Below are 25,649 nucleotides of genomic sequence, written 5' to 3' on the forward strand. Positions count from 1 at the left end.
GATGAGGTCGTAGTGCGACGGCGTGTTTGGTCACCGAGACGGTGGACGGATTAGGCGTCAGCGACCTGCTGGATTTTGAGGCAGAGTTCGGCGGCTTTGAAAGCGTGTTCCTGGCTCATCGCCAGTTCCGTGCGGTCCAGGCAGTCGCGGATGAACTGGCTGAAGAAGCGGTGTCCGACCGTGCCTTTGGCGTCAATGCGCACTTCCTGTTTCTGGTCGAAGAGATAGAGCTGATTGCCGGGGCGGTCATTGCCGATATCGACGTACTTGCGCAGCTCAATGGTTCCTTCGCTGCCGAGGATCATGGTGCGGCCGTCTCCCCAGGTGCGGAGGCCGTCGGGCGTGAACCAGTCGACGCGGAAGTAGAAAGACGTGCCGTTATCGCCGATCAGTGACGCCTCGCCGAAGTCTTCCAGCTCGGGAAATTCCTGGTGGCCGAAATTGGCGACGCGGGCGAAATTGACCTGTGCGTCTTTGGCGCCGGTATAGCTGAGGAACTGCTCACACTGGTGGCTGCCGATATCGCAGAGGATGCCGCCGTACTGTTCTTTCTTGAAGAACCAGTCAGGCCGGCCGCTGGGCGGACCGAGGCGGTGCGGGCCGAGGCCGATGACCTGCATGACCTTGCCGATGGCGCCCTGGCTGATGAGATCGCCGGCAAGCATGGCGCATTCACAGCAGAGACGTTCGCCGAAGTACACCATGTATTTGCGACCGGTGGCTTCCACTTGCTTACGGGCGGCGTCAAGCTGGTCCATGCTGGTGAAGGGCGTCTTGTCGGTAAAGTAGTCCTTGCCGGCGTCCATGACCTGCAGACCGAGCGGCCCGCGGAGGTTCGGGACGTCCGCGGCGGCGACCAGCTGCACGGCCGGGTCGTCGAGAATCTCTTGCAGACAGCGCGCGGGTTTGGCGTCGGGATATTTTTCCAGCAGCTTGGCTTGTTTTTGTGGATCGCGGTCGTAGACCCATTTCAAGACCGCGCCGGCCTTGCAGAGATCGGCGCACATGCCGTTGATGTGGCCGTGTTCAAGGCCCGTCGCGGCGAAAACAAACTCGCCCTTGGCGCAGGCCGGCTGGGGCAGGGGCGGAATGACGTAGGTGCCGCCGTCTTTCTTGTTCAGAGTGTCGAGGGTGATGACTGCCATGATGGTGGTCCTCGGTTGGAGTGTGTTGGTACTATTCGAGCGTCGTAGTCAAAACCACTTAAGATATAGGCGCGACGCGAAAGACCAAACCTGCGGGACAGGAAAAAAACACGGCCGTGAAGCGATTCGTTGCCCGGCGAAAAAGCCGCAGCGATGGTTGTATTTACGCTTATCGAATCGTACAGTTCTGAGCGTCAAAGCAGCCTGGCAAAGGTGTATTACGCCGGCTGTTGAGCGTGGCAGTGACGACAATGAGGCAAGGTGAATGGAAGCCGGCATGTCCAGCGAGCACAGCTACAGTTCTGCATCGTGGGTCCTGCTGCCGTCGCAGCGTTTGCTGTGGTGGGCGGGGCTGGTTTGCGTGCCGCTGCTGGCGGTGGCTATCGCCATGGCCGGCAGTATCGCGGGCCTGGCGGCGCTGATTGGCCTGATGCTTATTATGCTCGTGTTGATCGCGGACGGCATGGGCTGCGCTGCCCTGGGCAAAGAGATGACCCTGGCCTGCAAGGACGACGTCATGTTGGCCAGGAGTCAGTACGGACGCATCGTACTGTCGCTACAGCAGGCACCACCCGTTGACCTGCGGGCATTTCTGGGGCTGCCGCCGTGTCTGGGATGCAATGAAATGTGGATCCGGGCCGCTGCGCCAGCGCCAGCGCCGGCCAGCGCCGCCGCTGGCGACGTCACCCTGTGCTGGGCGTTGCGGCCACGTCGACGCGGCTCCTGGCAGGCGCGCGAGGTCGTACTGGCGATGGCATCGCCATGGTCACTATGGACGCTGCAACGGCACTACCGCCCGGAGCTGACTATACGCGTGTTACCGGATATCCGCACTGTTTACAAGGATTGCCTGCTCATGCAGCGGCGGACTATGGTCGGGCAGGCGCGCATGCGGCTCTTGGGGCGTGGTCGCGAATATGAAAAATTGCGCGAATACCAGCCCGGAGACAGCTTCGAGGATATTCACTGGAAGGCCACCGCCAAACACCAACGGCTGATAACGAAAGAATATCAGATGGAGCGTCGCCAGGCTGTCTACGTCGTCGTCGACGCGTCACGCCTCAGCGGTCGGCCCGCCGAGGGTGGTGGTACGCCGGAAAGCATTCTCGAACGCTTCATTCAGGCGGCTCTGGGGCTGCTGCTGACCACCGATCGCGTCCAGGACGACTGCGGACTGGTGGTTTTCACGGATCGCATTCGAGCGTTCTTGCCCGCCAAGCACGGCCGCGACCACGTCCAACGCTGCCGCGAGCTCCTCGGCGCCGTTGAACAAAGCGAGGACAGCCCTGATTTCGAGGAAATCGGCAACGAACTGCGCACGCGTATTCGCCAGCGCGCGCTGCTGGTGTTTCTGACGAATCTGGATGATCCGGTTCTGGCGGCGGACTTCACCCGCCAAGCCCGCCTGCTGAGCCGGCAGCATATTGTCATGGCCGACATGTACCGGCCGGCCGGCGCCGAGCCGCTGTTCACGACGAAGGTCGTCGAGCCCGCGGCTGTGTACCACGCCTTGGCCGGTCATCTGCGCTGGCGACAGCTGCGGTCCCTGATGCTGACCTTGCGACGGGATGGCGTACGCCTGGCGCTGCTTGCGCCCGGTCCCATCGCCGGCCAGCTCAGCAGGCAGTACCTGGCCATCAAACAACGGCAGCTGGTCTGACGCATGGGAACGGAGATAATTGCGGGAGCAGCATGATCATTGACGTTGATAAGTATATCGCCCGGTGCCGGCCGCAATGGGATGAACTCAGCGAGCTTTTGGAGCGGCGCAGCCGGCCCGGCGAGCATTTGAGCGTGGCTGAAGCCGAATGTCTTTATGCTCTCTACGTGCAGGCGTCGGCAGATTTGTCTCGCCTGCGGACCTTCGCGGCGGTACCGGAACTGACCCGCTACCTGGAAGGGCTCATCTCACATTCGTATCTGGCGATATATCAGCTGCGGTCCCGGCCAGCCTTCGCACCCTGGCGCTGGTTCTCGCGACACTTCCCAGGCGCAGTGCGCCAGCATTTTCGCGCGCTGGCGCTGGCGCTGCTGTTTTTTGGCTTGGGCGCAGTCCTTGGCGGTGGTTTGCTGCTGCTCCTACCGGCGAGCAAGCCCGTGCTGATTCCCTTCGGGCATCTGCGCATGGATCCATCCGAACGAGTCCAGCAGGAAGAGCGCCGGGAACGACCACTGACACTGCCTCAAGAGGGCATTTTCGCTTCCCAGTTGATGACTCATAACACCCGTGTGTGCATCTTGTCGGCCGCGCTGGGGGTGACATTTGGGCTCGGCACGGCCATCATGCTGCTGAGCAACGGCGTGCTGCTCGGTGCCGTCTGTGCAGACTACCTGGCTGCTGGCGAAGGGGCCTTTCTGGCCGGATGGTTGCTGCCACACGGCTCGATCGAAATACCTTGCGTCCTGCTGGCCGGCCAGGCCGGTTTCGTCCTCGGCGCGGCATTGCTCGGGCGCGACAGTCGGCGCCACCGGCGATTGCGCGCGGCGTTGCCGGACTTCCTTCACATCGCCGGCGGCTGCGCGGTGTTGCTGATCTGGGCGGGGCTGGTCGAGGCGTTCTTCTCGCAGCATCACGAGCCGGCCTTGCCCTATGTGGTCAAAAGCCTTTTTGGCCTGGCCCAGCTGCTGTTTCTGATGGTTTTTTTGTGGCAGCGCAGCACGCCAGTGGCGTCGCTCAACAATACCGCAGGAGCTGACGAGCCATGATCAATGAAGCACAGGCCGTGGCCATCCGCAGTCCAGAGGGGCTGCTGTTCCGGCTCTATCCGGCGGGGCTCTACCGGCGTTTTCTGGCTCTCGTGGTGGATTTTTTTCTGCTGGCGCTGCTCCTGAGCCAGCTCGCCATGCTGTTGGCGGTTTTTGCCTATGTCGGCCTGGCCTTGCGTATTGTCCTGGGCTTTGTGCTGCCTTTGGTTTATCATGTGGCTTGCGAGTGGCTGTGGCGGGGCCAGACCGTGGGTAAATGGCTGATGGGCATATACGTCTGTGATGTCGATGGTGGGCAGCTGGCCTTGTCGCAGGTGCTGGTGCGCAATCTCTTCCGCGCCGTGGATTTTTTGCCCGGAGCTTATCTGGTCGGGATGATTTGCGCCGGCGTGGATTCCCACGGCCGGCGCCTAGGCGATCTGGCGGCGCGGACGCTGGTTGTCAGCCAACAGACGACCTGGCAACCGAGCAACAGTAGTGCCATCCAAGTCCATCGCAACGCCTTACGAGATTACCCCCAGCTGGCGTTGCGCCTGCGTCAGCGCCTGCCGGCGGAACTGCTCGTGCTGTGCTATCAGTCGCTGCTGCGCCGGGACGAACTCAGCGCCGAGGCGCAAGTGCGGGTTTTCAGCGCCTTGTCGGCGGCGCTACAAGACATCGCGCCCTTCCCGGACGAGCTGTTGGCGACGCTGCCAGCCGAACAAATTGTCCGTAATGCCGTTGCCCTGGCGGTCGCCGAACGCCACCTGGCCGCAAGCAGCAGCAGTGGCGGGGCAGGGCGCTAAAACCGGGTTATATTCTGCCTTGTTACATTCTTCAATACAGTGCTCCGGCCTTGCGCAACACAAGCGTGGCCCGCTGGCTTTGGCAGGACGGCGTTTTCACAACCAACGAGGACTCACTATGGGCTGGCAAGCAAATAAGGAACTGGTCGAAACCCTCAGCAGCAAGCAACCCGGGGTCAATTACCGCGAGGAACGGGTGCCCAATTATGTGTTGCCGGACATCCTGAGCTGCGCGGACGGCCGGGCTGTCCACAGTGCTGCCGACTGGCCGGCGCGGCGCCAGGAAATCCTTGAACTTTTCCGGGAGCACGTGTACGGCCGTTCACCGGCGGCGCCGGCGGGCATGCGCTTTGAAACCGTCGAGATTGATCCCAAAGCCATGAATGGCGCGGCGACTCTCAAACGCATCAATATCCATTTTTCCGAACAGGCCGACGCGCCAGTTTTGCGTCTGGTCATGTTCGTGCCGAATCAGCGCACCGCACCGGCACCGGCATTCCTGCTCATCTGCAATCGCGGGGTCGAAAACATCGACTACACGCGGAAGATCAAAAGCGACTTCTGGCCAGCCGAGCGCATTGTCGAACGCGGCTATGTCGCGGCGGCATTCTTCAACGGCGATATCGACCCTGACAAGCATGACGGCTTTGTCAACGGCATTCACGGCCTGTTGGAGCGCCCCGAGGCGCGCACGCCGTCGTCCTGGGGCACGCTTGCTGCCTGGGCCTGGGGCGCCGCGCGAGTGATGGACTACTGGGTTACCGATCCGGATGTTGACGACACGCGTTGCGTGGTCACTGGCCATTCCCGCGGCGGCAAGACGGCCCTTTGGGCCGGTGCTGAGGACACCCGCTTCGCCATGGCCGTGTCCAATGAGTCTGGTTGTGGTGGCGCCGCCCTGAGTCGGCGTTGCTACGGCGAAACGCTGTCTATCATCAATAAGGCGATGCCGCATTGGTTCTGTAGCCGTTTCCATGACTACAACGGGCGCGAGGAGGCCCTGCCGCTTGATCAGCACCTGCTCGTCGCCTTGATGGCGCCGCGAGCGGTGTACATATCCAGTGCCGACCAGGATCTGTGGGCGGACCCCCGCGGCGAATTCCTGGCTGCGCAAGCCGCCACACCGGCCTACGCGCTCTTTGCGCGCAAGGGCCTTGGCAACGACGGCGCCATGCCAGACCTCAATACGCCGCTGTTGGGCGATGGCGTGGCCTATCATGTCCGCGAGGGCAGCCATACCTATAGCCTCTATGACTGGGATTGCCACATGGATATGGCTGACCGGGAACTGAAACTCAAGCCATCGTGACGCCTGCAGCGCAGTGTCCGACGGAAAAACACGATTCGAGGTAAGCATGTCAGATAATCTATTTGATTTTTTAGACGCAACTCTTAGTGATACGGAAAAATTCCAGGAGCTGCTGGGCATAGTGACCGGTTATTCGTTGGTAATGAACCGCAGCGCCAACCGCCTGCAGGCCTACCATGACCTGCTGGTTGATGACGTTTTCGCCAATGCCCAGGCTGAAGCCCACCTGCAAAAAGCCAGCGGCATCATCACCCAGCTTAGGGATAATTCCCGGCGACTGGCCCAAACCCTGCCTACGCGCATGGGCTACGATCGCCTGGCTCTGAATCCGCTGTTGGAAGGCGTAGTCAGCCGCTTCAGCAAAATCATGGCCGAGAGTTGCGCCATCAAGCTGCGCAAAAGCGAAGCGCTGTACTTGTCCGGCGACGCCTTTCAGCTGCAGCAAGTTTTTTACGAGGTCATTCATTGGCTCTGTCAGCGCAACGCATCCTGCGGCGGCCTGAGTGTCGGTGGCATGGAACTGTCCCTGACCGAGAAGGAACTGGGCATGATCCGCCTGGAAGGACAGGGCGGCGTCTTTTCCATCGTCAGCATTGTCCCGGGCGACGAAAGCGACATCAGTCTTGGCGACTACCAGTCAGCAGCCGAAATTCTCGGTCAGCAGAGCGATTCAAGCCTGCCGCTCTTGCGTTTCATGTATTGGCTGGGCGTGATGCACCTCCATGGCGGCAACCTGCTGGTGAATCAGAACGGCCCCGATCATGGCGTCATGTTCCTCTTCCCAGAAATCGAAAATGGCGAAGGCGAAATAGGTGGCATCAAAAGCTGCGGACACGGCGAGACCATCCTGCTGGTGGATGACGAGGAGATGATCTGGGACGTCATCAGCGATATGCTCGACACTCTCGGCTACAAAATCATTCTGGCTGAAAATGGCCGCGAGGCAGTCGAAATTTACCAGAACAACCCCGGAGAAATCGACCTGATTCTGCTGGATATGATCATGCCCGAAATGAACGCCCGGGAAGCGTTCTTCCTACTGAAGAAAATAGACCCCGAGGTCAAGGTGCTGTTGTCCAGCGGTTATGTGTCCGAGGAAGATGCCCAGGACGTGCTCAACGCCGGCGCGCTGGGCTTTCTCCGCAAACCGTACCGCATGGCTGACCTGGCCAGCAAAATCCGCGGCATCCTGGACGATACGGGCAAGTCATGAGCAGAAAGCACAATAACACCCCACCTACTGGCCGAACACCCGATTCTTCGGAAGCAAAAACAACACATCGCAAGCCCGCCCCGCCAAGGCCTGCCGCGCCGCCGAAGCCCGCCGCGCCGCCAAGGCCCACCGCGCCACCAAGGCCCGCCGCCCCGCCTAGGCCCGCCGCCCCGCCTAGGCCCGCCGCGCCACCAAGGCCGGCGGCGCCGTCCGTTCCTGTTGTCACGCCAGTGCCGTCTGCGGGTGGTGGCATGCGTCTGGCGAAAGTCTTGGCCAACGCCGGGATTGCCTCGCGCCGCCGTTGCGAAGAACTCATCGCCGAGGGTCGTGTGACGGTCAATGGCAAGCCAGTTTTGACACCGGCTTGTGTGGTCGACCCCGACCGCGATGCCGTGCGCTTTGAAGGTCGTCCCGTGCAGATGCAAAAGAAGGTCTGCTTGGCACTCCATAAGCCAGCGGGATACACCTGCTCGGCGCAGGACGATCACGCCGAACGCCTGGTCTATGAACTCATCCCGGAACGTTTCGGCCGCATCTACAGTGTCGGCCGACTCGACCGTGACAGCGAAGGCCTGCTGATCCTCACCAACGACGGCGACCTCGCCCATCGCCTCACCCACCCATCCCATGAAGTGACAAAACGCTACATCGCTGAATGCACCGGCGCATTTCACCCGGACATGATCAAGCTCTTCCTCGACGGCTGTGTTGACGAGGGTGAGTTCCTCCAAGCGCGAGCGGTGAGCGTCAAACAGCAGACATCCACGCAGGTGACGCTGGTCATTGTCCTCACGGAGGGCAAAAAACGCGAAGTGCGCCGGCTCTGTCGCCAGGCCGGTCTGGACGTCGTTCGCCTCATTCGCACTGGCTTCGCCACGCTGGAACTCGGGACGTTGCCGCCTGGTCAGTGGCGTGAGCTCAGCGCCGCGGAAATGAACGCGCTCCGGACCATTGCCAGGAAGCCTTCCGGCAGTGCCACCTGACATCATTGTGACTGACTCGATAGGATGACCACGACATGTTTAGTATTATGGCTGTGAATTCGGATACTCTCACGCCGGTCTCCGCCGCTGCGGCGGCCACTGCGGCGGAACTGACCAAGGTTGGTCTGGTTCAGGACCTGGCGGCGGTCATGCTGGCGGCCGGTCTGGTGGCGGCCTTCTTCCATTATGTCGGCTGGCCGAAAGTCATTGGCTACATCAGTGCCGGCGTGCTGATGGGCCTGCCGCCATTCAAACATTTCATGATCAGCAACGAAGCCAGCATCAACGTGCTGGCCAGCCTGGGCATCATTTTTCTGATGTTCACTCTTGGCCTGGAGCTCAATATCCGGCGCCTGCGCAAAATCGGCACGACCGTCTTTCCCACGGCGGTCTTTGACATGACCATGATGATCCTCCTGGGCTACGCGTTGGGACGGCACATCTTCGGCTGGTCGTGGCTGCCCAGTCTGGTGTTGGGCGTCATGATTTGTGACTCGTCGACGACGCTGCTGGCCAAAAGCCTGGAAGAGATGGGCTGCTCACGATCCAAATTCGCCGCCATCATTTTTGGCACCACTCTCACCGAAGACGTCTTGACCATCGGGGTGATGGCCATTCTCACCGGTCTTTTCCTGACTGGCCAATTCCAGGCTGCGGAGCTGGTTCGTCAGCTTGGCTACCTCAGTCTTTTTCTGGTGGGGGTGATGGTTTTTGGTCTCCTCCTGCTGCCGCGTTTTCTGGACCGCCTGAGCCGTCTCAAGGACAACGAGACGCTGCAGCTGATCGTGCTGGGAATTTGTTTTGGCATCGCCTTTGTGGCCGAGAAGCTCAATTTCAGTCTGGCGCTGGGGGCCTTCCTGGTCGGCGCGGTGGTCTCCGAATCAAAGGTGCGCAAACGCGTGCATGAGCACAGCGGCGCGTTGCGCAGCATGTTCAGCGCGGTGTTTTTTGTCACCGTCGGGTTGATGGTCAATCTTGAACAGATGTGGGACAACGCCTGGCAAATTCTCCTGCTGACGTTGTTGGTGCTGGTCTGCAAGACCCTCAACTGCTTTATGGGGGCGTTGATCAGCGGCCAGACCTTTCGTGAATCCCTACTCATTGGCGTGGGCCTGGCGCAACTTGGTGATTTTTCCTACCTCGTGGCCCTGCTGGCCATTGATCTTGCCGCCGGTGCCGAGCCGTACCAACAGCTCTATCAGCTCGCCGTCGGCGTTTCTGTCGTCACCACCTTGCTCAATCCCTTCCTGCTGCGAAAAACCATGGCCGCCAGCGAGCTCTTCCAGCGGTCGCTGCCGCCGAGCTGGCAGAAGGTCCTAGACAATTACCACTCCTGGGTGAATCGGGCCAGGCATCAAGTCGCGGACAGCCGAGAACGCGGCGTCCTCGCCAGGCACGGCCTGTTCCTGCTCATTGATATCATGCTCATCGCGGTCATCTTCTGGGTCGCGGCCTTTTTCAAAGAACAGGACGCCTGGTGGGCCATCTTCCCGGACTTTGTCCGCGGCGAGCTGAAGAATCACCTGCTGTGGTTGGCGGCGTGCTTTTTCTGTTTTCCCATCGCGGTCAGCGCCTTTCTGCATGGCCGCAAAGCCGCCGACGACCTGGCGGCGGCGACAGTGCCGGCCCTTCTTGATGAACGCTGGGCCGGCCCTCTGCGGCGCTTTACCCGAGGCGGGGTGATGATTTTCTGTGCGGCTGTCGTGGCTTGGGAACTGGGCGTGCTGAGCGTGACCGTACTGGGATTGGCGCCCATAGGCTGGCTGGTTATGATCATATTTTACATCGTTGCCTGTCTGATCGCCTGGACGAAGGTAAAGCGCCTGGCTTTGGAAGGACAAACCGCTCTCAAAGCCGTTCTCGAGGGTGAGGAAACTGTTGCTGATACTGCCGCCGCTCCGGTTGAGGCACCAAGCCGCTCCTTGCAGCTGCCGAAACAGTCCGCAGCCATTGGCCTGACCCTGGCGCAGTTGCATCTGCGCCATCGCACCGGGGCAACCATCACCCGCATTGTCAGAGAAAATCAGGAAAGCGTCGATTACCCAGGCCCTGACACTGTGCTCCTGGCAGGCGATGTCCTGACCGTCCGCGGCACGGAAAAACAATTCCAGAACACCCAAGATTTGCTCCTTCAGACCGAGCTTGCGGTGCATACCATGCCCGTTCTCTCACAGATCATTGATCTCCATGTGGAGACCATAACCATTCCGCGGGATTCGCCCTACGCGCAAAAAAAACTGGCCGATTTGCGGCTGCGCAATCACACCGGCGTGACTGTCGTACGCATTGAACGCCAGGGCCAGGCACTGCCCGGTCCACCCGGACCCGACGATCTGGTGTGCGCCGAAGACCGCCTCTTCGTCCTCGGCTCTACCGAACAGATTGAGTCAACCAAGGCCTTTTTCCATACGCAAGAAGCGGAATTCGAGCTCATCTGAGACAGCAGGGCACGAGCCCGGAACAGGCGCCGCGCCGCCTTGCCATCGCGGGACATGGGACTGGTCAACGACATGACGCGTCTTCCGCAAAGCATGCCCGGCGGAATGAGGCGCAGCCACTAATCATCTGGTCGCCAAAAAGATTGTCTTGTTTTGTCGTCAATTGAACCAGATTTACCCGTTTTGTTCTGTATATCAGCTGCTGACAGTGGCTTACGGATGGTTTTTTATTTTTTCACCAGTTTACAATTGATGGATGCACACTAAAGTACCTAGCTCAGTTTTTTCGCCTTTTTCACCGTCAATTCGAAAGCAACCCAATGGAGAATAACCTGTGAAAAATTGTGCACCGGAAAAAATTCGCAATGTGGTATTGGCAGGTCACGCCGGAGCGGGCAAGACGAGCTTGGCGGACCTGATCTTGTTCAAGGGCGGCGTCGTCGGCCGTCGCGGCAGTGTTGACCATGGCACCAGTGTGTCGGATTTTCGCCAGGAAGAGCAGGACAAGAAGAGCAGTATTTTCAGCGCTATTCTCCACAGTCCCTGGCAGGATGGGCATTTGTTTATCACCGACACGCCCGGCAACTCGGATTTCTGCGGCGAAGCCATGAACGCGGTGCACATGGCAGACATGATGATATTGGTGGTTGACGCGCTGCTGGGCATCGGCCCGGGTACCATTCGTGCTTGGAAACAGGCTGTGGAACGCAAGTTGCCGCGGATGATTTTCATCAATGGTTGTGATCGTGACCAGGCCAATTACGAGGGGGTTCTTGACGCGGTCCGGCACGCCTATGGCGCCACCAGCTGCATTCCTTGCACGGTGCCCGTCGGCGACAAAGCGGCCTTGAGCGCTGTGGTGTCTGTTCTGGCCGACAAGATTCCCGCCGAGCTGGCCGACCAAGTCGCCGAATACAAGCAGGCCTTGGTTGACGCCGTTGCTGAAAGCGACGAAGACTTGATGAACAAGTACTTCGAAAACGGCGAACTGTCTCCGGAAGAGATGGCCAGTGGTTTCCGCAAGGCCGTGCTAGCCGGCTCACTCATCCCGATTTTCGCCGGCAGCGCCGGCAAGGACGTCGGCGTTGCCGAGTTGCTGGATGCCGTCATGAGCTACGGCCCGTCGCCTTTTGACGCCGTACCGCTGCCAATGGCTGAAGGCGAGATTGACCGCAGCAGCAAGGACGCCGTGGGCTACGTCTTCAAATCCGTTAATGACTCCTTCATCGGCCAGATGAATTACATCCGCGTCCTCAGCGGAACTTTCAAGTCGGACTCCGAACTGGTGAACAGTAGCAAGAACGGCAAAGAACGCGTGGCCAATCTCCTGCTGGTCCAAGGCAAGGAACAGACCGTTGTTGAAGAAGCCGGCCCCGGCGAAATAGTCGCCATCGCCAAGCTGAAAAACACGGGTCTCAATGACATCCTCGGCAGCAAACATGTGGATTGCCGGCTGGCGGCGGTGAAATACCCACAGCCGACCACGTCCTATGCGGTATCCGCCACTGCCAAGGGCGAGGACGACAAGCTGGGCACGGGCCTGCAGCGTTTCGCGGCGGAAGACCCGACTTTTAAGGTTGAACGCAATCCCGAAACACACCAGACCGTGATCAGCGGCATGGGCGATCAGCACATCAATCTGATGGTTGCCCGACTGAAGTCCGAATCCAAAGTTGGCGTCAACCTGGAAACGCCCCGCATCCCCTACCGCGAAACGGTCACCAGCGTCGGCACCGCGCAGTTCCGCCATAAGAAACAGTCCGGGGGACATGGCCAGTTCGCAGAAGTGCACTTGCGCATTGAACCGTACCAGCCGGAAGAGGGCGGCGATGACTTCCTCTTTGCCAACGAAGTCGTCGGCGGCAATATCCCGAAAAACTACATTCCCGCAGTCGAAAAGGGCGTGGTCGAAACTCGCTTGGTCGGGCCGCTTTCCCGTTCCAAAGTCATTAATTTCAAAGCGACGGTCTTTGACGGCAAGTACCACGATGTCGACTCGTCCGAAATGGCGTTCAAAATCGCCACCCGCGGCGCTTTCCGTGAAGCCATGGCCAAAGCCAAGCCGATGCTGCTTGAGCCGATCCTGAGTCTCAAGATCGTGTTTCCGGATGAATACATGGGCGCCATCAGCGGCGATCTCAATTCCCGCCGCGGTCGCATCCTCGGCATGGACCGCGAGGACGGCATGCAGGTGCTCAACGCCGAACTGCCCCTGGCTGAGGTGTACAGCTATCCGACCCAGCTGCGCTCGATGACCCAGGGCCGCGGCAGCTTTGAAATGAAATTCGACCGCTACGACCCCGTGCCCAGTCAGCTCATGGCGCAAATCCAGGCCGAGGCCGCACGTCTCCAGGCGGAAGAAGACGAATAAGTCCAGGCCTGCCCGAAATATCCGGCCAGGCCGGGCGGGCATGACAGTCATTGCGGCCTGATCATGTCCGGCGCGTTATTTCACGGCGCCCGGTGGTATAAATAACCACTGGGCGTCATGCGTTTTAGCTAAGATGTGCCGGTGTGGCGCGGCCATTCACAACGCCCTGGTTATTTCCACGATCATGCCTGGCACGATCTCTCGTCTATTGCCGCCGGCAGGAACGTTGCAGGCGTGATATATTGGCACTGGTGCTGCGGGTGGCTGTCAGCAGGTACTGACGCTGACGCTGGCGCTGGCGTTGGTGGAAACGAATCAGACAATTTTTCCACGGGGAAGAAAAGGAGCGGAGTATGGCGAAGATATTGGTAGTGTATTACAGCATGTATGGCCACGTCGAGACCATGGCCAAGGCTGTCGCTGAGGGTGCCTGCGGCGTCAAGGGCGCCGAAGTCTGTGTGAAGCGGGTGCCTGAACTCATGCCCGAGGACGTGGCCCGCAAGGCCGGCGCCAAGCTGGACCAGGCCGCACCAATTGCCACGCCAGCCGAACTGGCCGACTACGACGCAATCATTTTCGGCACGCCGACGCGTTTCGGCAACATGTGCTCACAGATGCGCAATTTCCTTGACCAGACTGGCGGCCTCTGGGCGGGCGGCAAGCTTGTCGGCAAGATTGGCAGCGTCTTTGTATCCACCAGCTCCCAGCATGGCGGCCAGGAAACGACCATCACGTCTTTTCACAACACTTTGATCCACCACGGCATGATCATCGTGGGCGTGCCTTACGCCTGCGCCGAGCTTCTGAACATGAAAGAAATCTCCGGCGGCACGCCCTACGGCGCCACCACCCTGGCCGACCATGATGGCAGCCGGCAGCCATCCGCCAACGAGCTGGCCATTGCCCGTTATCAGGGCCGGCACGTCGCCGAAGTGGCCGCAAAGCTATTTGCCTGAGCTACGCCGGCGTTACACCCGGCCATGGGCAATGGCAGTGAATCTTGTGGGGAAATCAATCGAAAGGGAGAATGCACATGAACAAAACATTGCTACTGCTGACGATCACTGCGCTCGTATTCACACTTGGTTGCGGCAAGAAGGTGTCGGACAAAATTACCGAGAGCATCACGGAAAAGATCCTTGAGCAAAGCGCCGGGGACGGCTCAGCCGTCAGCGACGTCAAAGTCAACGATGACGAAATCAGCTACACGGTGACTGATAAGGACGGGGCCAAGACCTCCGTCCAGGCATCAGGAGACGACGTCAGCATCGTTAGTGCCGATGGCAAGTCGACCTTTGTATCGGGCGACAAGGCCAAGGTTCCGGACGACTTTCCCAAGGATGTGCTGGTGTACAAGCCCGCGAAAGTTGTCAGCGCCATGACGGGTCCGGAAGGCCGCCTGGTCAGTCTGCAAAGCGACGACGCTCTAGATGCCATCGCGGCTGAGTATCAGCGCGAGATGAAGGCCCAAGGTTGGAAGGAAGAGTCTTTTTTCAAGGCCGAAGCCCAGACCCTGGCCATCTTCAGAAAAGACAAGCGGGTGGCAACGGTGTCGCTGAACCCCGAGGATAAAGGGACGGCCATCAACGTCATGGTCGTGACCGAAGAAAACGAGTAATCTGCCGAGCCGTGGCCCCTGCCGCCACGGCCGACACCTCCCAGGAGAAACATGAGAGTATTTGCTTGTAGCCTGCTAGCCACTTGCACACTGGCATCCGCAGCAACTAGAATCGAAATCCCAAATGGCGATTTTGAACGCCAGGGAGAACAGTGGCAGATTCGCGACACTGGCATGTCCCGAATCATTCCCGAGGCGGCCTGCCACGGCAAATACGGCCTGCGGGTCGTTGACGATAGCGGGAGTACAGGCAGTGAGATGCAGTCCGCGCCGGTTCCGGTCGAAACCGACAAGGTGTACCGGCTTGATTTCATGGCCCGCAGCACCGGCAATTCGGCGGGCGTCGGCATTTACCTGCAGTTTTTTGACGGACAGGGCGCCTGCCTGACGACCCAGCGGGACCGCGCCGAAGTCATCTACGCCTTCACTGCCGGGGCGGACTGGCAGCCGTTCAGTGTTCACGTCCGGGCGCCCAAGAAGGCCGTAGCCTTCGCGGTGCGCATCCACTCTTTCAATGCCAAAGTCGGCCAGGCCGATCTGGACGACTTCGTGCTGCATGAACTCAGTGACAACGAGGTCGCTGCCGTGCCACGCGGGAGCATCATGGTCTCCGAACCCCAGCCGCAGGCCTCACTGGACGCCATGCGGCAGCAGATTGCTCGCGACGATTTTCTCGCCAGGCTAGCGCGGGTGACTGTGTCGCCCCATCCACGGCTCTTCGCCAGTGCCGAGCGTTTTGCCGAACTGCGGGCGTTAGCGATGGAAGAGGGCATCCATCAGCGCGTTCGCGACCGCTACCTCTTCCTGGCAGACGGCCTGCTGGACGTCCCGCCCTGCGAGCGCATCATGACCGGCAGACGCTTACTGGACATCTCCCGGCTCGCCGTGTACCGCATCAGCACCCTGGCCTTGAGTTATCGCCTCAGCGGCAACGTGTTGTATCGTGACCGCTGCCTGGCCGAAATGCGCGCCGTGGCGTCCTTCAGCGACTGGAACCCAAGCCACTTCCTTGACGTCGGCGAAATGACCCTGGCGCTGGCGACCGGTTACGACTGGCTCTATGACGACATGACGCCTGAGGACCGCACGCTCTGCGCAGACGCCATCATCACTAAAGGCCTGAAATCCACCAGTCTGACCGCCGGTTGGACGCAATCCAGCAACAACTGGGGGCAGGTCTGCCACGCTGGCATGATCGCCGGTGCGCTGGCCGTCGCCGAGCTGGACAATGACATCGCCGAAAAGCGTCTCTACAGTGCGCTCACCAACTTGGCCATACCCATGCGTGCCTACGCTCCCAACGGCAATTATCCCGAAGGACCGGGCTATTGGGAATATGGCACGACCTTCAACGTGCTGGCATTGGCAATGATCACGACGGCTCTCGGCACAGATTTTGGACTCGCCGAGCTGCCAGGCTTCCGCGAGACTGGGCGCTACAACGACTATCTGTCGGGCCCCTCTGGCTACATGTTCAATTATGCCGATGGTGGCCGCGGCCGCCGTCACAGCCAGAGCGCCGTGTGGTGGTTCGCCAGCTATTTCAAGGAGCCGGAACTGGTGGCCAGTTTCGAGCGCGCGGCAATGGAAGCCAAGAGCGCCGATCGCAAAAAACTCAATGCTAGTCGGAACAACGGCTGGTTCCGGGCTTACGAGTTTCTGTGGGTCTTCCCGGAAAGCGCCGCTGAGCACAGCAGCGCCAGTCAGTTGCCGCTGGTTTGGGACGGCAAGGGGCCCGTGCCCATTGTCATCATGCGCAACAGCTGGGATGACGATACGGCGACTTACCTCGGCCTCAAAGCCGGCAGCCCCCGAGCCTCCCATGGCCACATGGACATCGGCTCTTTCGTCCTCGACGCTGGCCGCACCCGCTGGGCGCTGGACCTGGGAGCAGAGAGCTACCACCGCCTGGAAGCCATGGGCGTCGACCTCTGGAACAGCAAGCAGGACGGTGAACGCTGGCGGCTCTTCCGCCTCAATAATTTCAGTCATAATACTCTCGCCATTGATGGACAACTGCAAATTGCCGCCAGCAACAGCACGTTCGTCAGCGTGCAAAGCGATCCCGCCGTAGCCGTCATGGACCTTACCCCCGCCTATGCCAACGACTGCACCCGCGCGCTGCGCACGGTCAGACTGGACGCCGACGGCACTGTGTTTGTGACTGACGAGCTTAGCGGCTTGAAACCCGGCGTGACCGTCAGCTGGGGAATGACTACCGATCAGAAAATCCACGCGCAGGACGCCGAGAGCGTAACGCTTAGCGACGGCAAGCAGCAATTCCGCATCAGCCGGCTCGCCGGCGAAGGCCAGTGGCGCGTGGTCGATGTCAGCCAGCCACAACCGGAATTCCGCGGCGACTCGCGCAATGCCAATTGCCAGCGCCTCGAACTGCATTGCGTCGCGCCCGACGACGGCGCCCTGCGCATTGAGGTCCGCATGGGCCTGGTCAAGTAGACGCTCTCCGGCCGCTCAGTCCGGAGCAAAACTAGTTTAGCACAAACGCCACACTGTTACCAGCAGTGTGGCGTTTGCGCATTACTAAGAAGTCGTGGCCAGACTGCAGCAAGCGACTCGACGGCAATGCGTTCCGCCTGTTAACTCATCTTGGCATGCTCATTGCTGTAGTGCAACTGTCATTCAAGACGAAAGGCAGGACCATGCGCATTGCTGTAACCATCATGAAGAACACGGAGCGGATCTCACCGCTGTTTGAGGCCGCCGAGCTGGCGGTCGTCGTGGACTGTTGTCGGGGGCAGATTGTGAGCGAGACCGAGCTAAGTCTCCCTGGCGATGTCGCCGGCAAGCTTGACGCCCTGCAAGGTGAGGGCGTCGACACGCTGCTCTGCGGGGCGATTGCCAATGACAGCATGGCCCTGGCCCAGCAGCGCAATTTGCGGGTGTTTTCCTTCGCTGCGGGTGCGTGGCGTGACGTCCTGACTGACTGGCGTTCTCATCAGCGTTTGCGGGAGTGCCATCTCATGCCGGGCTGCTGTCAGCAGCATCGGCGTTGTTGTCATCAACATGCAAGGAGGCAATCATGAAAGTTGCATTGACGAGTCGTGGTGACAGTTTGGACGTCCTTTTGGACTCCCGTTTTGGCCGTGCGGCCAATTTTCTGTTGTGGGATGCTGCCACTGGCGCTGTCGAGGTGTTGGCAAACACCCAGAGTTTGAATGCGGCGCAGGGCGCGGGCATACAGGCGGCGATGCACGTTGTGGAGAGCGGCGCGGAAGCGGTCATTACCGGCCATTGCGGCCCGAAGGCCTTCCGAGTCCTGAAGGAAGCCGGGGTGAAGGTCTATTTGACCAAGGCTCTCGACGGCCACGAGGCTATACGCCTGTTCCAGGCCGGCGAGCTCAAAGAAGCCGATGCGGCGGATGTGGAAGGACACTGGGCATGAAAATTGCGGTGGCATCAGGTAAGGGCGGTACGGGCAAGACGACGCTGTCGCTGGCTTTGGCTGAAGCGATCACCGGCGGTTGCACGTTACTGGACTGCGATGTCGAAGAGCCCAATTGCCATTTGTTTGTGGCTGGCGAGCCCTGGCGGCAGCTTCCCGTCGAGGTGACCGTCCCTGAGTTCACGAACGACGGCTGCGACGGTTGTGGGCGTTGCGTGCGCGCATGCCGTTTTCAGGCTTTGGCGCGTTTGGGCAAGCGCGTGCTGGTGTTTCCGGAAATGTGCCATTCCTGCGGTGGCTGTGTGTTGGCCTGTCCACACAAGGTCCTGCGAGAAGTGCCTTTCGGTATCGGCAAGCTCGAATTCCGTCACGGGCGGGGTTTCGAGCTGATTTCCGGCGTCATGGACGTCGGCCACGCCATGGCCCCGCCCTTGATCCGGCAGCTGAAAGAGCACATTCCGCCTGAAGGGCTGGTGATTATGGACGCGCCGCCGGGCACGGCTTGTTCGATGGTCATGACTGTGCGCAACAACGACTTCGTTATCTTGGTGACGGAGCCAACGCCATTTGGGCTGCACGATCTCAAGCTGGCCGTGGAAACTCTCCGGGAAATTGATCTGCCTTGTGGCGTGGTCATCAACCGCGCCGATGACGGCGTGGCGCTGATCCGGGACTATTGCCAAGAAGCGGGCCTGCCGGTGTTGCTCGAAATACCCTATCGGCGCGATATTGCGGAGGGTTATTCCCGCGGCGGTGGATTGCTGGCGGTCTGTCCGGATTTGCGTGAGTCATTCCGAACACTGCTGAACACGCAGATTCCAGCTATTTTGCAGGCGGAGGGCCGACTATGAAAGAGTTGTTGATTATCAGTGGCAAGGGCGGTGCCGGCAAGACCAGCCTGACGGCCGCGCTGGCCAGCCTGGCCTCGCCATGCGTACTGGCCGACTGTGACGTGGACGCGGCGGACTTGCATTTGCTGCTCAAACCCGAAATCCAGCAGAGCGTGCCTTTTTATTCAGGCGTCATGCCTGAGATCATCTACGACCGCTGCGTGGACTGCTACCGCTGCTATTCGCTGTGTCGCTATGGTGCCATCAGCATCCTGACCACCCATCCGCGTTTCATTGCGGGGGCCTGCGAAGGCTGCGGCGTCTGCGCTGACCAATGCCCCGAAGAGGCCATTGTCATGCGTGACCGGCATTGCGGCGAATGGTACGTGTCCAGTACGCCCTGCGGCACCATGGTGCACGCAAAATTGCTGCCCGGTGCGGAAAATTCCGGCAAGCTGGTGTCGGCAGTCCGCCAGGCGGCCAAGGCCGTCGCCGAGGCCGAAGGGCGCTCGTTGCTCCTGTCCGACGGCCCGCCCGGCATTGGCTGCCCGGTGATATCGGCCATGACTGGCGTGGACGCGGCGCTGATCGTCACCGAACCCAGCGTGTCGGGCATGCATGACATGAAACGCATAGCCGAGCTCGCCCGGAATTTTGAAGTCGATTTCCAGGTTGTGATCAACAAGGCGGATATCAATCCCGAGAAGAGCGATGAGATCGCGGCATTTTGTCAGCGCAATGGCATCGGCATTGCCGGCACAATTCCGTATGACCCGTTGTTTACGACGGCGCTGCGGCAGGGCAGAACCATCATGGACTATCCCGAAAGCGTACCCGCACAGGCTATCAAACGGATATGGCAGCATATCCAGGACAAGATCCAGTAAACCAAAACCAGAAACCTCCCAAAAGGACCCATCATCATGATCAAAATTGCAATTCCTCTGGCGAACAACGAGCTATGCATGCATTTCGGCCACTGCGAACAGTTCGCGATTATCGACGCCGACGAGCAGGCCAAGAAGATCGTCAAGACCGAATTGGTCACGCCGCCGCCACACGAGCCGGGACTGCTGCCGCGCTGGCTGGGCGCCAAAGGCGTGAACCTTATTATCGCCGGCGGCATGGGCGGACGCGCGCAGGATCTCTTTGCCGCGCAGAACATCAAAGTCCTCACCGGCGCCCCCGTGGGCGCGCCGGAAAAACTGATAGCGGCGTTCTTCGCCGACAAGCTCGAACTGGGCGCCAACACCTGCGACCACTAGGCGACGAACGGCTTCAGGCCAACCGACGGCCTTCTCGCAGCCACAGCGGCCATGGCGACCACAGCATCGTGTTCGGGCGCTGCTTGCCAAATAAGGTCGTCTGTGTGGTGTTGTGACCGCGCCTCCTGGTCGGTTCTCCGACCGGGGGGCTGCGGTCACTCCCTTGGGGGCATTACCTGCTATCCTGGATGCTGGCCAGATAATTAGCGACCGTCTGGCGACTGATTCTGGCATGCCTAGCGATGGCTGATATTGAATGCCCCTGTTCGAACATCAGCCTGATTTGCGATTTTTGGCCATCCCATTTTCGGCTGCGATTTTTTGAGCCGATGGGTCTGCCAAGCTTGACGCCCTCGGCTACCGGACGCCGGACGAGTGGCACACTTCCGCCCCCTGCGGGGCGGACTTCAATTTAGGGCTGCTTAGCCGCTCTCCTGCGTAGATATGGCCTGCGGCTTCGTAGTCAAATGCCTGCGCGAATCCACGAGCCCACTGATAATACGTTCGTTTATGTCCTTGACTTGGGGCCCCTTCAGTCAGATTCACCGGTTTTAATGAAGGTCACCTCGAATGCCTTGCATGGGCGGTATTGCTGCAGACGATTGGCGAAGGTAAACGCATCGTTCATTTCGTAGTGCTGGAAGAGGTCGAGTCCGCGATCCATGGTTATTTTCCAGCCGTGGTCAGTCACGATATGGCGGGCGTGGATCGTGCCAGTGCCATCGAACTCCCAGGTGAAATTCACGCCCACGCTGCTGGCGGACTCCCTCATCTTCTCGAAGCAGTCCTTCTGCTGTTCGCCTTTGAACTCGTCTTCGGTTGTGACCAGATGCACGGACACTTCCTCATCCGGAGCCTTGTGCTTGACCACGGTCTCCAGGAACTCCATGAAGTTACGCACCTGGTAAAACAGGCGGATGTACGGATCAGTGATTGTGATTGTGGTCGCGCCCTTGAGGTAGGGGCCGAGCAGCGTATCGAAGGAAAGGCCCTTCTGGTTCTCTTGGAATGTAAGATGCTTTTCCTTGAGCACAGGCTCGGCCGCTGCCAGCGATGTGGACGGCCCCTGGGGCACGTCCGGCTGCGCGGCGACTGAAACGATCCCGTCTTCACCCTCGGCTATGGTCTTGTGGTAGCAGCCGGGGTGTTCCTCCTCTTCGAGCGTGGTGACTGGCTTGGCTTGGCCATCACTGCCTTGATAGGAGAAGCTGACTTTGTGGTAGGTGGAGTCCATGCGCATCAGTTGGTCTTTGACGCGCTTGCGGCCCTCAATCGCAAACCGCAGCAGTTCCTCGACCTCATCCTTGGTCGCTCCCCCCTGCGGAAAGAGGATCTTCATCAAGCCGGAAAAGGTCTTGTTGATGCCATCGCGGTCCCGCGTCGAGATATCGGAGGAGAGGATGAAGTGGTCCTTGTAACGGTCTGAGTAATCGTGATTGCGCAGCGAGCGAAGGATCTCGGCCAGGTAATCCACCACGAAACCGTAACCACTGGAGAACATCTCGCCACGAATGATGTCCACCTCCCAGCCGGGGATGTAGAAATGGATGCGGTCCAGAAACGCGGAGTCGTGGAAGTGGTCGGGCAGCTCGCAAAACAGGTCGGCATGCTTGAGCATGTAGGGCACGGTGTGCTGGGTGTTGCCCACGAACACCATGGAGGCCTCCGCGCCTAGGGTCTCGACTCCTCGCGAGAAGGACTTGTTGGCCATGTAGTTCTTCATAATGTCAACCAGGGCCTTGTCCACGCGCTTCTGCTTGCCGGCAAACTCATCGAAGGCGACACAATCCCAGTAGCCGACTAGGCCGACCTTTCCGGAAGAGTTGTTCACGAACAGCTTGGGGACCGAAACCTCGCCGCCAGAGATCAGGATGCCGTGAGGCGAAAACTCCGAATAGAGGTGTGATTTGCCGGTTCCCTTGGGGCCAAGTTCGATCAGGTTGTAATTGCGCTCGCAAAACGGGATCAGGCGGACCAGTTGGGTCAACTTGCTGCGCTTGCCGAACTTCTCCGGGTTGAAGCCGATGCTTTGCACCACCAGGTCGATCCACTCGTCGGTGGTGAATTGCTTACGGGCCTCAACATATCTGTCGAAATCGAAATGGGAGAGCTGGATCGGCTTGAGGGTCGACAAGATCCAGGGGCTGACGCTCTTGTCTTCGGTAAACTCATATTCCAGATCAGCAATGCACCACACTCCGCCGACCAGGAGCTTGGGGTGCTTTTTTACTGTGTCAGAATCAACCAGAACCTCTTTGATCCCGAGGTTGGTAAACTGCGCCTGATAGACATCCCGCTTGTCGTTGAGATCGACACTGATTTTGTCGATGACCTTGTAGCGCCCCTTTTCTTTGATGTTTGAGCGCACCAGCCCGGCTTCGTTGCGGTGAACATAATGCCTGGCCAGGATTTCCTTGACCGTCTCGATGCCGGTCTGGATGGTCGGCTCATCGCTGGTGGCGCAATACTGCCCCAGCAGGTATTCCAACACGTAGGAGGGAACGATGGCGTTACCCTTGACAGTCTTAACGAGATCCTTACGGACAACGAGCCCCGTGAAGTGTGTGTTGATTTTCTGGTCAAGGGGAGTCATCAGTTGTCAGCCTTCAGTTGTCAGTTTTTTTCTAGCGAGTTGATAAAACCCACCAGCATTGCGGAGATTTCGCGAGTTTCGTTTACCCAAGCATTGCCCTGAGTCTGTTCGATATAGCCAATGTCTATGCCAATGTAAATTTGTGTTCTCAGTTCCCCACACGATCCTTTGGCGTATTGCAGGAACCGTATAAAGTCTTTTACCGAGCTTCTCTCTGAACCTTCGGCAATATTGCTTGGAACAGAAAGTCCAGAGCGAGTTATTTGGTCTTTGAACCCAAAATCCTTGCAATCAGCAAGTGCCTTGTACAGCTCCGCCGAAAGTCTCGCCGACCGTTTCCAGATTTCCATATTCTCAAATTTCATGGCAAATCCCTTTACTGAAAACTGACAGCTGATTACTGCCAGTTGAAAACTGAAAACTGACAGCTGACAGCTCAGATGTCGAAGTCGTTGGTAAATGAGCGTCGCATCTGATAGCGGAGCGACTTGTATTCCTTGTAATGTGAAGTCCCGGCGTGCCGTTCCTCCAGCCGTAGAATGACCTCCTGGTTATTGGCCTCGTCGGCCTTGCGGGTCAGCACGAAGCGTACCAGCTGCTCCCGCTCCCGGGGATTGTCCGAGCGCTGGTCAAAGGTCAGGTCGTGGCTGTCGGAGATGAGGTCACCTGCTTCGGTGTAGATGCCAGCCCGCAGCACACGCGGCTGAATCTTGTCCGTCACCGGCCCGGCCTGGTACATGGTCACCGCCAGTTGCCCGGAGCTAATCACCGAGTTGGCTCCGCGCAGGATGTCCACCTCGACGGCGGTGACATCGCTCTGGCGCTTCTTGTTGATCTTGAGCACCGGGATCACCACTTCCTGCAACGACGCACCGCCATGCACAAAGCGGCTGCCGGAGCCCTTTAGCCGCAGGCGGTTGATCGACTTGGGAATCTGCACCTCCACCTCACCGGCCAGGCCAAGTTGCTCGGGGGTGAACTTGCGCAGGCTGGATGTCTCGGCAAGCCCCTTGCCGAGCACGAAGCGGCGGTCCCGGAACAGAATCTGATCGCCCTCGGCGTCGCCCCCTGAAAAGTCGCTCTCGTCGATGGCGCGGTTCTGGTAGATGAAGCCATGGTCCGAGGTCACCAGCACGTTGTTGGCGTTGGCCCCGGTCAGCTTCTTAATCAGCCGAATCAGCTCTTGCAGGGTTTCTTCCACCGCCTCGAAAACCCGCTCCTCGGATTCCCGCTTGTCGCCGGTGGCATCGATGCGGTTGTGGTAGACGTAGATCACGTCGTGATCGCGCACTAGCGCCCGACAGTCGTCACCCTTCATGGTCATCAACTCGTCGGCCTTACAGGCGGTAGCCCGTTGACTGATCGCCTGGCCGAGGATCTTGATGCGATTGGCCGTACCCTGGGAACTTTGTCCATCCACCAGCACGGTGCCGGTTTCGTTGTCGGCAATCGCCAGCTCCTTGTTGGGCAGAAGCGCCGCCATGCCGAGCTGGGTGTAGCTGGGCAGCATTGAAAGGGCCGGTTCCAGTTCGGCGCTGTAACGGTCCTCCTGGCGGATCAGACTCAGCAATTCATCGCCGATCTCGTAGCGCATGGCGTCGGAGATAATCACGCAAACCTTGTTGTTCTTGTTCAAGAACGGCTGTACCCAGTGCTCGAAAAACTCCTTCTGCTTGCGCACGGGGAAGGCTTCCCACTTCGATGCTGCATCCACAAAGGTCTGGAAACGGTCGCCCAGCTTGAGCAGGTAGTTGTTGGCGTAGAGTTTTTCGACCTGGTCGGTCAGGCTGGCCATCAGCGACGCTTGTCCCGACATGCGCATATGGTAGGTGAACTTGCGGTAGAGCTGGTCCAGTCGGTACCAGCTTCGACAGTAAAGCTGCACGCCTTCGGCCAGACTTTCCATTTCGAGCTTGGCCTCGCCCAGGGCGTGGGTGAACTTGGCGGCGTAATCGACCGCCGCGTACAGATGCCGGTATTCGCGATACCAGTGGCCTTGCCGCCGCTGGCGAACCCAGATCGCCACGTCACCGCTAGAGGCCGTGCGGGTTGCCACCGCCCGCACCAAGTCGCTGATGATCTTCTGGTCAATCAGGCGGAAGTAATCCAACTCGATCAACTCCCGGAAATCCCGCTTGGCCAGATCCTGCTCAATGCCGAGGACCTCGGCGCATTCTCCCGAGAGGGTCTCGAAGGCGCCTTCGAACTGACGGCTGTCCTTCCAGCGCTTGAGAAACACCTGGGCGTCGGAAGACATTTTGGGAACCCCAGATGAACACTGATCAACACAGATTGAAGAGGACTGAAAATTCTTAAGATAACAATATTTGAAAAGGGAAACTACGAAGTCGCGGATGCCCGGCTCGTCGGACTTGTAGCCATAGCAGCGGGTCATCTGTTCCCAGAGGAAGCCGTCCAGGCTGCATCGGCCTATCAGCTTGATCTTCTCGTCCCGGCCGTCGGCCAGTTCCTGCAGCAGGTTTTCCACCACCGCATCCATGCGCGGCTCACTGCCGGTGCATACCGCCAGCATCTTCAGGCGAATCTGTCCGGCGGTGTCGTCGGTTTTCTGCAGCTTCTTGAGGGCGTCCTTGCGCTTACCCGCCTCAAAGAACGGCGCGTGGGTCTGCACCACATCCGTGAACTCCAGGCCGAGTTCCAGTTCAGACAGCCAGAGGGCCACCAGGTCGGTGCGGAACTCGCCGTGGGCTAGCTGCACGTCCAGCAACCAATTATCCAGATCGGCGGGCTGAGGGCCTTCGCTGTAGAGCAGGAATTTCTGTTCCGGCTGCTCGCGCAGGATTTTGTATTTGACGCCATACTCGTTGTTGATCAACTCCAGCTTCTCGACGCCAAGCAGCTGCAGCGCCTCGAAGTCGTCACGCAACTCCTGCTTGGCGTCGTACCAGAAGACGATCCGGTGCCGGTCAAAGAGTTTGGTCAGGGCTTGGGCTATGCGATCGTTCATAGAAGAAAAGCCTTTAGAACCA

General features: G+C 59.4%; 21 protein-coding genes. 16 read left to right on the forward strand and 5 right to left on the reverse strand.

Annotated elements, in window-relative coordinates; translation table 11 throughout:
- Positions 1–50 precede the first annotated feature (50 nt).
- Entirely contained in the window at positions 51–1,145 is a 1,095-nt protein-coding gene (locus J3R75_RS17385) for a Gfo/Idh/MocA family protein (protein WP_307264304.1), read from the reverse strand.
- Positions 1,146–1,422: 277 nt separating this feature from the next.
- On the opposite strand from J3R75_RS17385, the gene J3R75_RS17390 reads away from it, so the two are divergent.
- The 16 genes from J3R75_RS17390 to J3R75_RS17465 all read left to right on the forward strand — a co-directional run bounded on the left by J3R75_RS17390 (position 1,423) and on the right by J3R75_RS17465 (position 20,066).
- On the forward strand, positions 1,423–2,805 hold the full coding sequence (locus tag J3R75_RS17390; protein ID WP_307264307.1) for a DUF58 domain-containing protein: 1,383 nt from the start codon (positions 1,423–1,425) through the stop codon (positions 2,803–2,805).
- 32 nt (positions 2,806–2,837) lie between these two features.
- Positions 2,838–3,851, forward strand: coding sequence for a stage II sporulation protein M (locus J3R75_RS17395; protein ID WP_307264309.1), 1,014 nt, complete (start codon positions 2,838–2,840; stop codon positions 3,849–3,851).
- Positions 3,848–4,636 carry an RDD family protein gene (locus J3R75_RS17400; protein ID WP_307264311.1) on the forward strand — a complete coding sequence of 263 codons (789 nt, stop codon included), beginning with the start codon at positions 3,848–3,850 and terminating at the stop codon, positions 4,634–4,636. The genes J3R75_RS17395 and J3R75_RS17400 overlap by 4 nt, the downstream gene beginning before the upstream one ends.
- Before the next feature lie 118 nt (positions 4,637–4,754).
- Positions 4,755–5,945, forward strand: coding sequence for a glucuronyl esterase domain-containing protein (locus J3R75_RS17405; RefSeq protein WP_307264314.1), 1,191 nt, complete (start codon positions 4,755–4,757; stop codon positions 5,943–5,945).
- Between the two features lie 46 nt (positions 5,946–5,991).
- Complete coding sequence (locus J3R75_RS17410) at positions 5,992–7,158, forward strand: response regulator (RefSeq protein ID WP_307264315.1); 1,167 nt, start codon at positions 5,992–5,994, stop codon at positions 7,156–7,158.
- 251 nt (positions 7,159–7,409) lie between these two features.
- Positions 7,410–8,141 (forward strand): pseudouridine synthase, encoded by a 732-nt coding sequence (locus J3R75_RS17415; RefSeq protein ID WP_307264318.1) that lies wholly within the window; start codon positions 7,410–7,412, stop codon positions 8,139–8,141.
- Between the two features lie 35 nt (positions 8,142–8,176).
- Entirely contained in the window at positions 8,177–10,579 is a 2,403-nt protein-coding gene (locus tag J3R75_RS17420) for a cation:proton antiporter domain-containing protein (RefSeq protein WP_307264320.1), read from the forward strand.
- Positions 10,580–10,913: 334 nt separating this feature from the next.
- Positions 10,914–12,950 (forward strand): elongation factor G, encoded by a 2,037-nt coding sequence (gene fusA, locus J3R75_RS17425; protein ID WP_307264322.1) that lies wholly within the window; start codon positions 10,914–10,916, stop codon positions 12,948–12,950.
- 353 nt (positions 12,951–13,303) lie between these two features.
- Entirely contained in the window at positions 13,304–13,906 is a 603-nt protein-coding gene (gene wrbA, locus J3R75_RS17430; protein ID WP_307264324.1) for an NAD(P)H:quinone oxidoreductase, read from the forward strand.
- 77 nt (positions 13,907–13,983) lie between these two features.
- Complete coding sequence (locus J3R75_RS17435; protein WP_307264327.1) at positions 13,984–14,568, forward strand: hypothetical protein; 585 nt, start codon at positions 13,984–13,986, stop codon at positions 14,566–14,568.
- Between the two features lie 51 nt (positions 14,569–14,619).
- Entirely contained in the window at positions 14,620–17,025 is a 2,406-nt protein-coding gene (locus J3R75_RS17440; RefSeq protein WP_307264329.1) for a heparinase II/III domain-containing protein, read from the forward strand.
- A 203-nt stretch (positions 17,026–17,228) separates the two neighbouring features.
- Positions 17,229–17,612, forward strand: coding sequence for a NifB/NifX family molybdenum-iron cluster-binding protein (locus J3R75_RS17445; RefSeq protein ID WP_307264332.1), 384 nt, complete (start codon positions 17,229–17,231; stop codon positions 17,610–17,612).
- Positions 17,609–17,971: a NifB/NifX family molybdenum-iron cluster-binding protein gene (locus J3R75_RS17450; protein ID WP_307264334.1), complete on the forward strand. Its 363-nt coding sequence runs from the start codon at positions 17,609–17,611 to the stop codon at positions 17,969–17,971. The genes J3R75_RS17445 and J3R75_RS17450 overlap by 4 nt, the downstream gene beginning before the upstream one ends.
- Positions 17,968–18,822 carry a nucleotide-binding protein gene (locus J3R75_RS17455; RefSeq protein ID WP_307264338.1) on the forward strand — a complete coding sequence of 285 codons (855 nt, stop codon included), beginning with the start codon at positions 17,968–17,970 and terminating at the stop codon, positions 18,820–18,822. The genes J3R75_RS17450 and J3R75_RS17455 overlap by 4 nt, the downstream gene beginning before the upstream one ends.
- Positions 18,819–19,688, forward strand: a complete 870-nt coding sequence (locus J3R75_RS17460; RefSeq protein ID WP_307264342.1) for a nucleotide-binding protein — start codon at positions 18,819–18,821, stop codon at positions 19,686–19,688. The genes J3R75_RS17455 and J3R75_RS17460 overlap by 4 nt, the downstream gene beginning before the upstream one ends.
- Positions 19,689–19,724: 36 nt before the next feature.
- On the forward strand, positions 19,725–20,066 hold the full coding sequence (locus J3R75_RS17465; protein WP_307264345.1) for a NifB/NifX family molybdenum-iron cluster-binding protein: 342 nt from the start codon (positions 19,725–19,727) through the stop codon (positions 20,064–20,066).
- A gap of 172 nt (positions 20,067–20,238) precedes the next feature.
- Here J3R75_RS17465 and J3R75_RS19925 read toward each other — a convergent pair whose 3' ends face one another.
- The 4 genes from J3R75_RS19925 to pglZ all read right to left on the reverse strand — a co-directional run bounded on the left by J3R75_RS19925 (position 20,239) and on the right by pglZ (position 25,627).
- Positions 20,239–20,448: a helix-turn-helix domain-containing protein gene (locus J3R75_RS19925; RefSeq protein ID WP_370882373.1), complete on the reverse strand. Its 210-nt coding sequence runs from the start codon at positions 20,446–20,448 to the stop codon at positions 20,239–20,241.
- Positions 20,449–20,598: 150 nt separating this feature from the next.
- Positions 20,599–22,659: a BREX system Lon protease-like protein BrxL gene (gene brxL / locus J3R75_RS17470; protein WP_307264348.1), complete on the reverse strand. Its 2,061-nt coding sequence runs from the start codon at positions 22,657–22,659 to the stop codon at positions 20,599–20,601.
- A 20-nt stretch (positions 22,660–22,679) separates the two neighbouring features.
- On the reverse strand, positions 22,680–23,024 hold the full coding sequence (locus tag J3R75_RS17475; RefSeq protein ID WP_307264351.1) for a four helix bundle protein: 345 nt from the start codon (positions 23,022–23,024) through the stop codon (positions 22,680–22,682).
- Between the two features lie 71 nt (positions 23,025–23,095).
- Positions 23,096–25,627 carry a BREX-1 system phosphatase PglZ type A gene (gene pglZ / locus J3R75_RS17480; protein WP_307264354.1) on the reverse strand — a complete coding sequence of 844 codons (2,532 nt, stop codon included), beginning with the start codon at positions 25,625–25,627 and terminating at the stop codon, positions 23,096–23,098.
- Positions 25,628–25,649 lie beyond the last annotated feature (22 nt).

The sequence above is a fragment of the Oligosphaera ethanolica genome, assembly GCF_030814695.1.
Lineage (GTDB): Bacteria > Verrucomicrobiota > Lentisphaeria > Oligosphaerales > Oligosphaeraceae > Oligosphaera > Oligosphaera ethanolica.

Bases quoted from the DNA above. Each gene is read 5' to 3' on its own strand.
- J3R75_RS17385 (WP_307264304.1), bottom strand. From the start codon at position 1,145: ATGGCAGTCATCACCCTCGACACTCTGAACAAGAAAGACGGCGGCACC.
- J3R75_RS17390 (WP_307264307.1), top strand. From the start codon at position 1,423: ATGTCCAGCGAGCACAGCTACAGTTCTGCATCGTGGGTCCTGCTGCCG.
- J3R75_RS17435 (WP_307264327.1), top strand. From the start codon at position 13,984: ATGAACAAAACATTGCTACTGCTGACGATCACTGCGCTCGTATTCACA.
- J3R75_RS17445 (WP_307264332.1), top strand. From the start codon at position 17,229: ATGCGCATTGCTGTAACCATCATGAAGAACACGGAGCGGATCTCACCG.
- J3R75_RS17405 (WP_307264314.1), top strand. From the start codon at position 4,755: ATGGGCTGGCAAGCAAATAAGGAACTGGTCGAAACCCTCAGCAGCAAG.
- J3R75_RS17400 (WP_307264311.1), top strand. From the start codon at position 3,848: ATGATCAATGAAGCACAGGCCGTGGCCATCCGCAGTCCAGAGGGGCTG.
- J3R75_RS17460 (WP_307264342.1), top strand. From the start codon at position 18,819: ATGAAAGAGTTGTTGATTATCAGTGGCAAGGGCGGTGCCGGCAAGACC.
- wrbA (WP_307264324.1), top strand. From the start codon at position 13,304: ATGGCGAAGATATTGGTAGTGTATTACAGCATGTATGGCCACGTCGAG.
- J3R75_RS17420 (WP_307264320.1), top strand. From the start codon at position 8,177: ATGTTTAGTATTATGGCTGTGAATTCGGATACTCTCACGCCGGTCTCC.
- J3R75_RS17395 (WP_307264309.1), top strand. From the start codon at position 2,838: ATGATCATTGACGTTGATAAGTATATCGCCCGGTGCCGGCCGCAATGG.
- J3R75_RS17410 (WP_307264315.1), top strand. From the start codon at position 5,992: ATGTCAGATAATCTATTTGATTTTTTAGACGCAACTCTTAGTGATACG.
- J3R75_RS17465 (WP_307264345.1), top strand. From the start codon at position 19,725: ATGATCAAAATTGCAATTCCTCTGGCGAACAACGAGCTATGCATGCAT.
- J3R75_RS17475 (WP_307264351.1), bottom strand. From the start codon at position 23,024: ATGAAATTTGAGAATATGGAAATCTGGAAACGGTCGGCGAGACTTTCG.
- J3R75_RS17455 (WP_307264338.1), top strand. From the start codon at position 17,968: ATGAAAATTGCGGTGGCATCAGGTAAGGGCGGTACGGGCAAGACGACG.
- pglZ (WP_307264354.1), bottom strand. From the start codon at position 25,627: ATGAACGATCGCATAGCCCAAGCCCTGACCAAACTCTTTGACCGGCAC.
- J3R75_RS17450 (WP_307264334.1), top strand. From the start codon at position 17,609: ATGAAAGTTGCATTGACGAGTCGTGGTGACAGTTTGGACGTCCTTTTG.
- J3R75_RS17440 (WP_307264329.1), top strand. From the start codon at position 14,620: ATGAGAGTATTTGCTTGTAGCCTGCTAGCCACTTGCACACTGGCATCC.
- J3R75_RS17415 (WP_307264318.1), top strand. From the start codon at position 7,410: ATGCGTCTGGCGAAAGTCTTGGCCAACGCCGGGATTGCCTCGCGCCGC.
- brxL (WP_307264348.1), bottom strand. From the start codon at position 22,659: ATGACTCCCCTTGACCAGAAAATCAACACACACTTCACGGGGCTCGTT.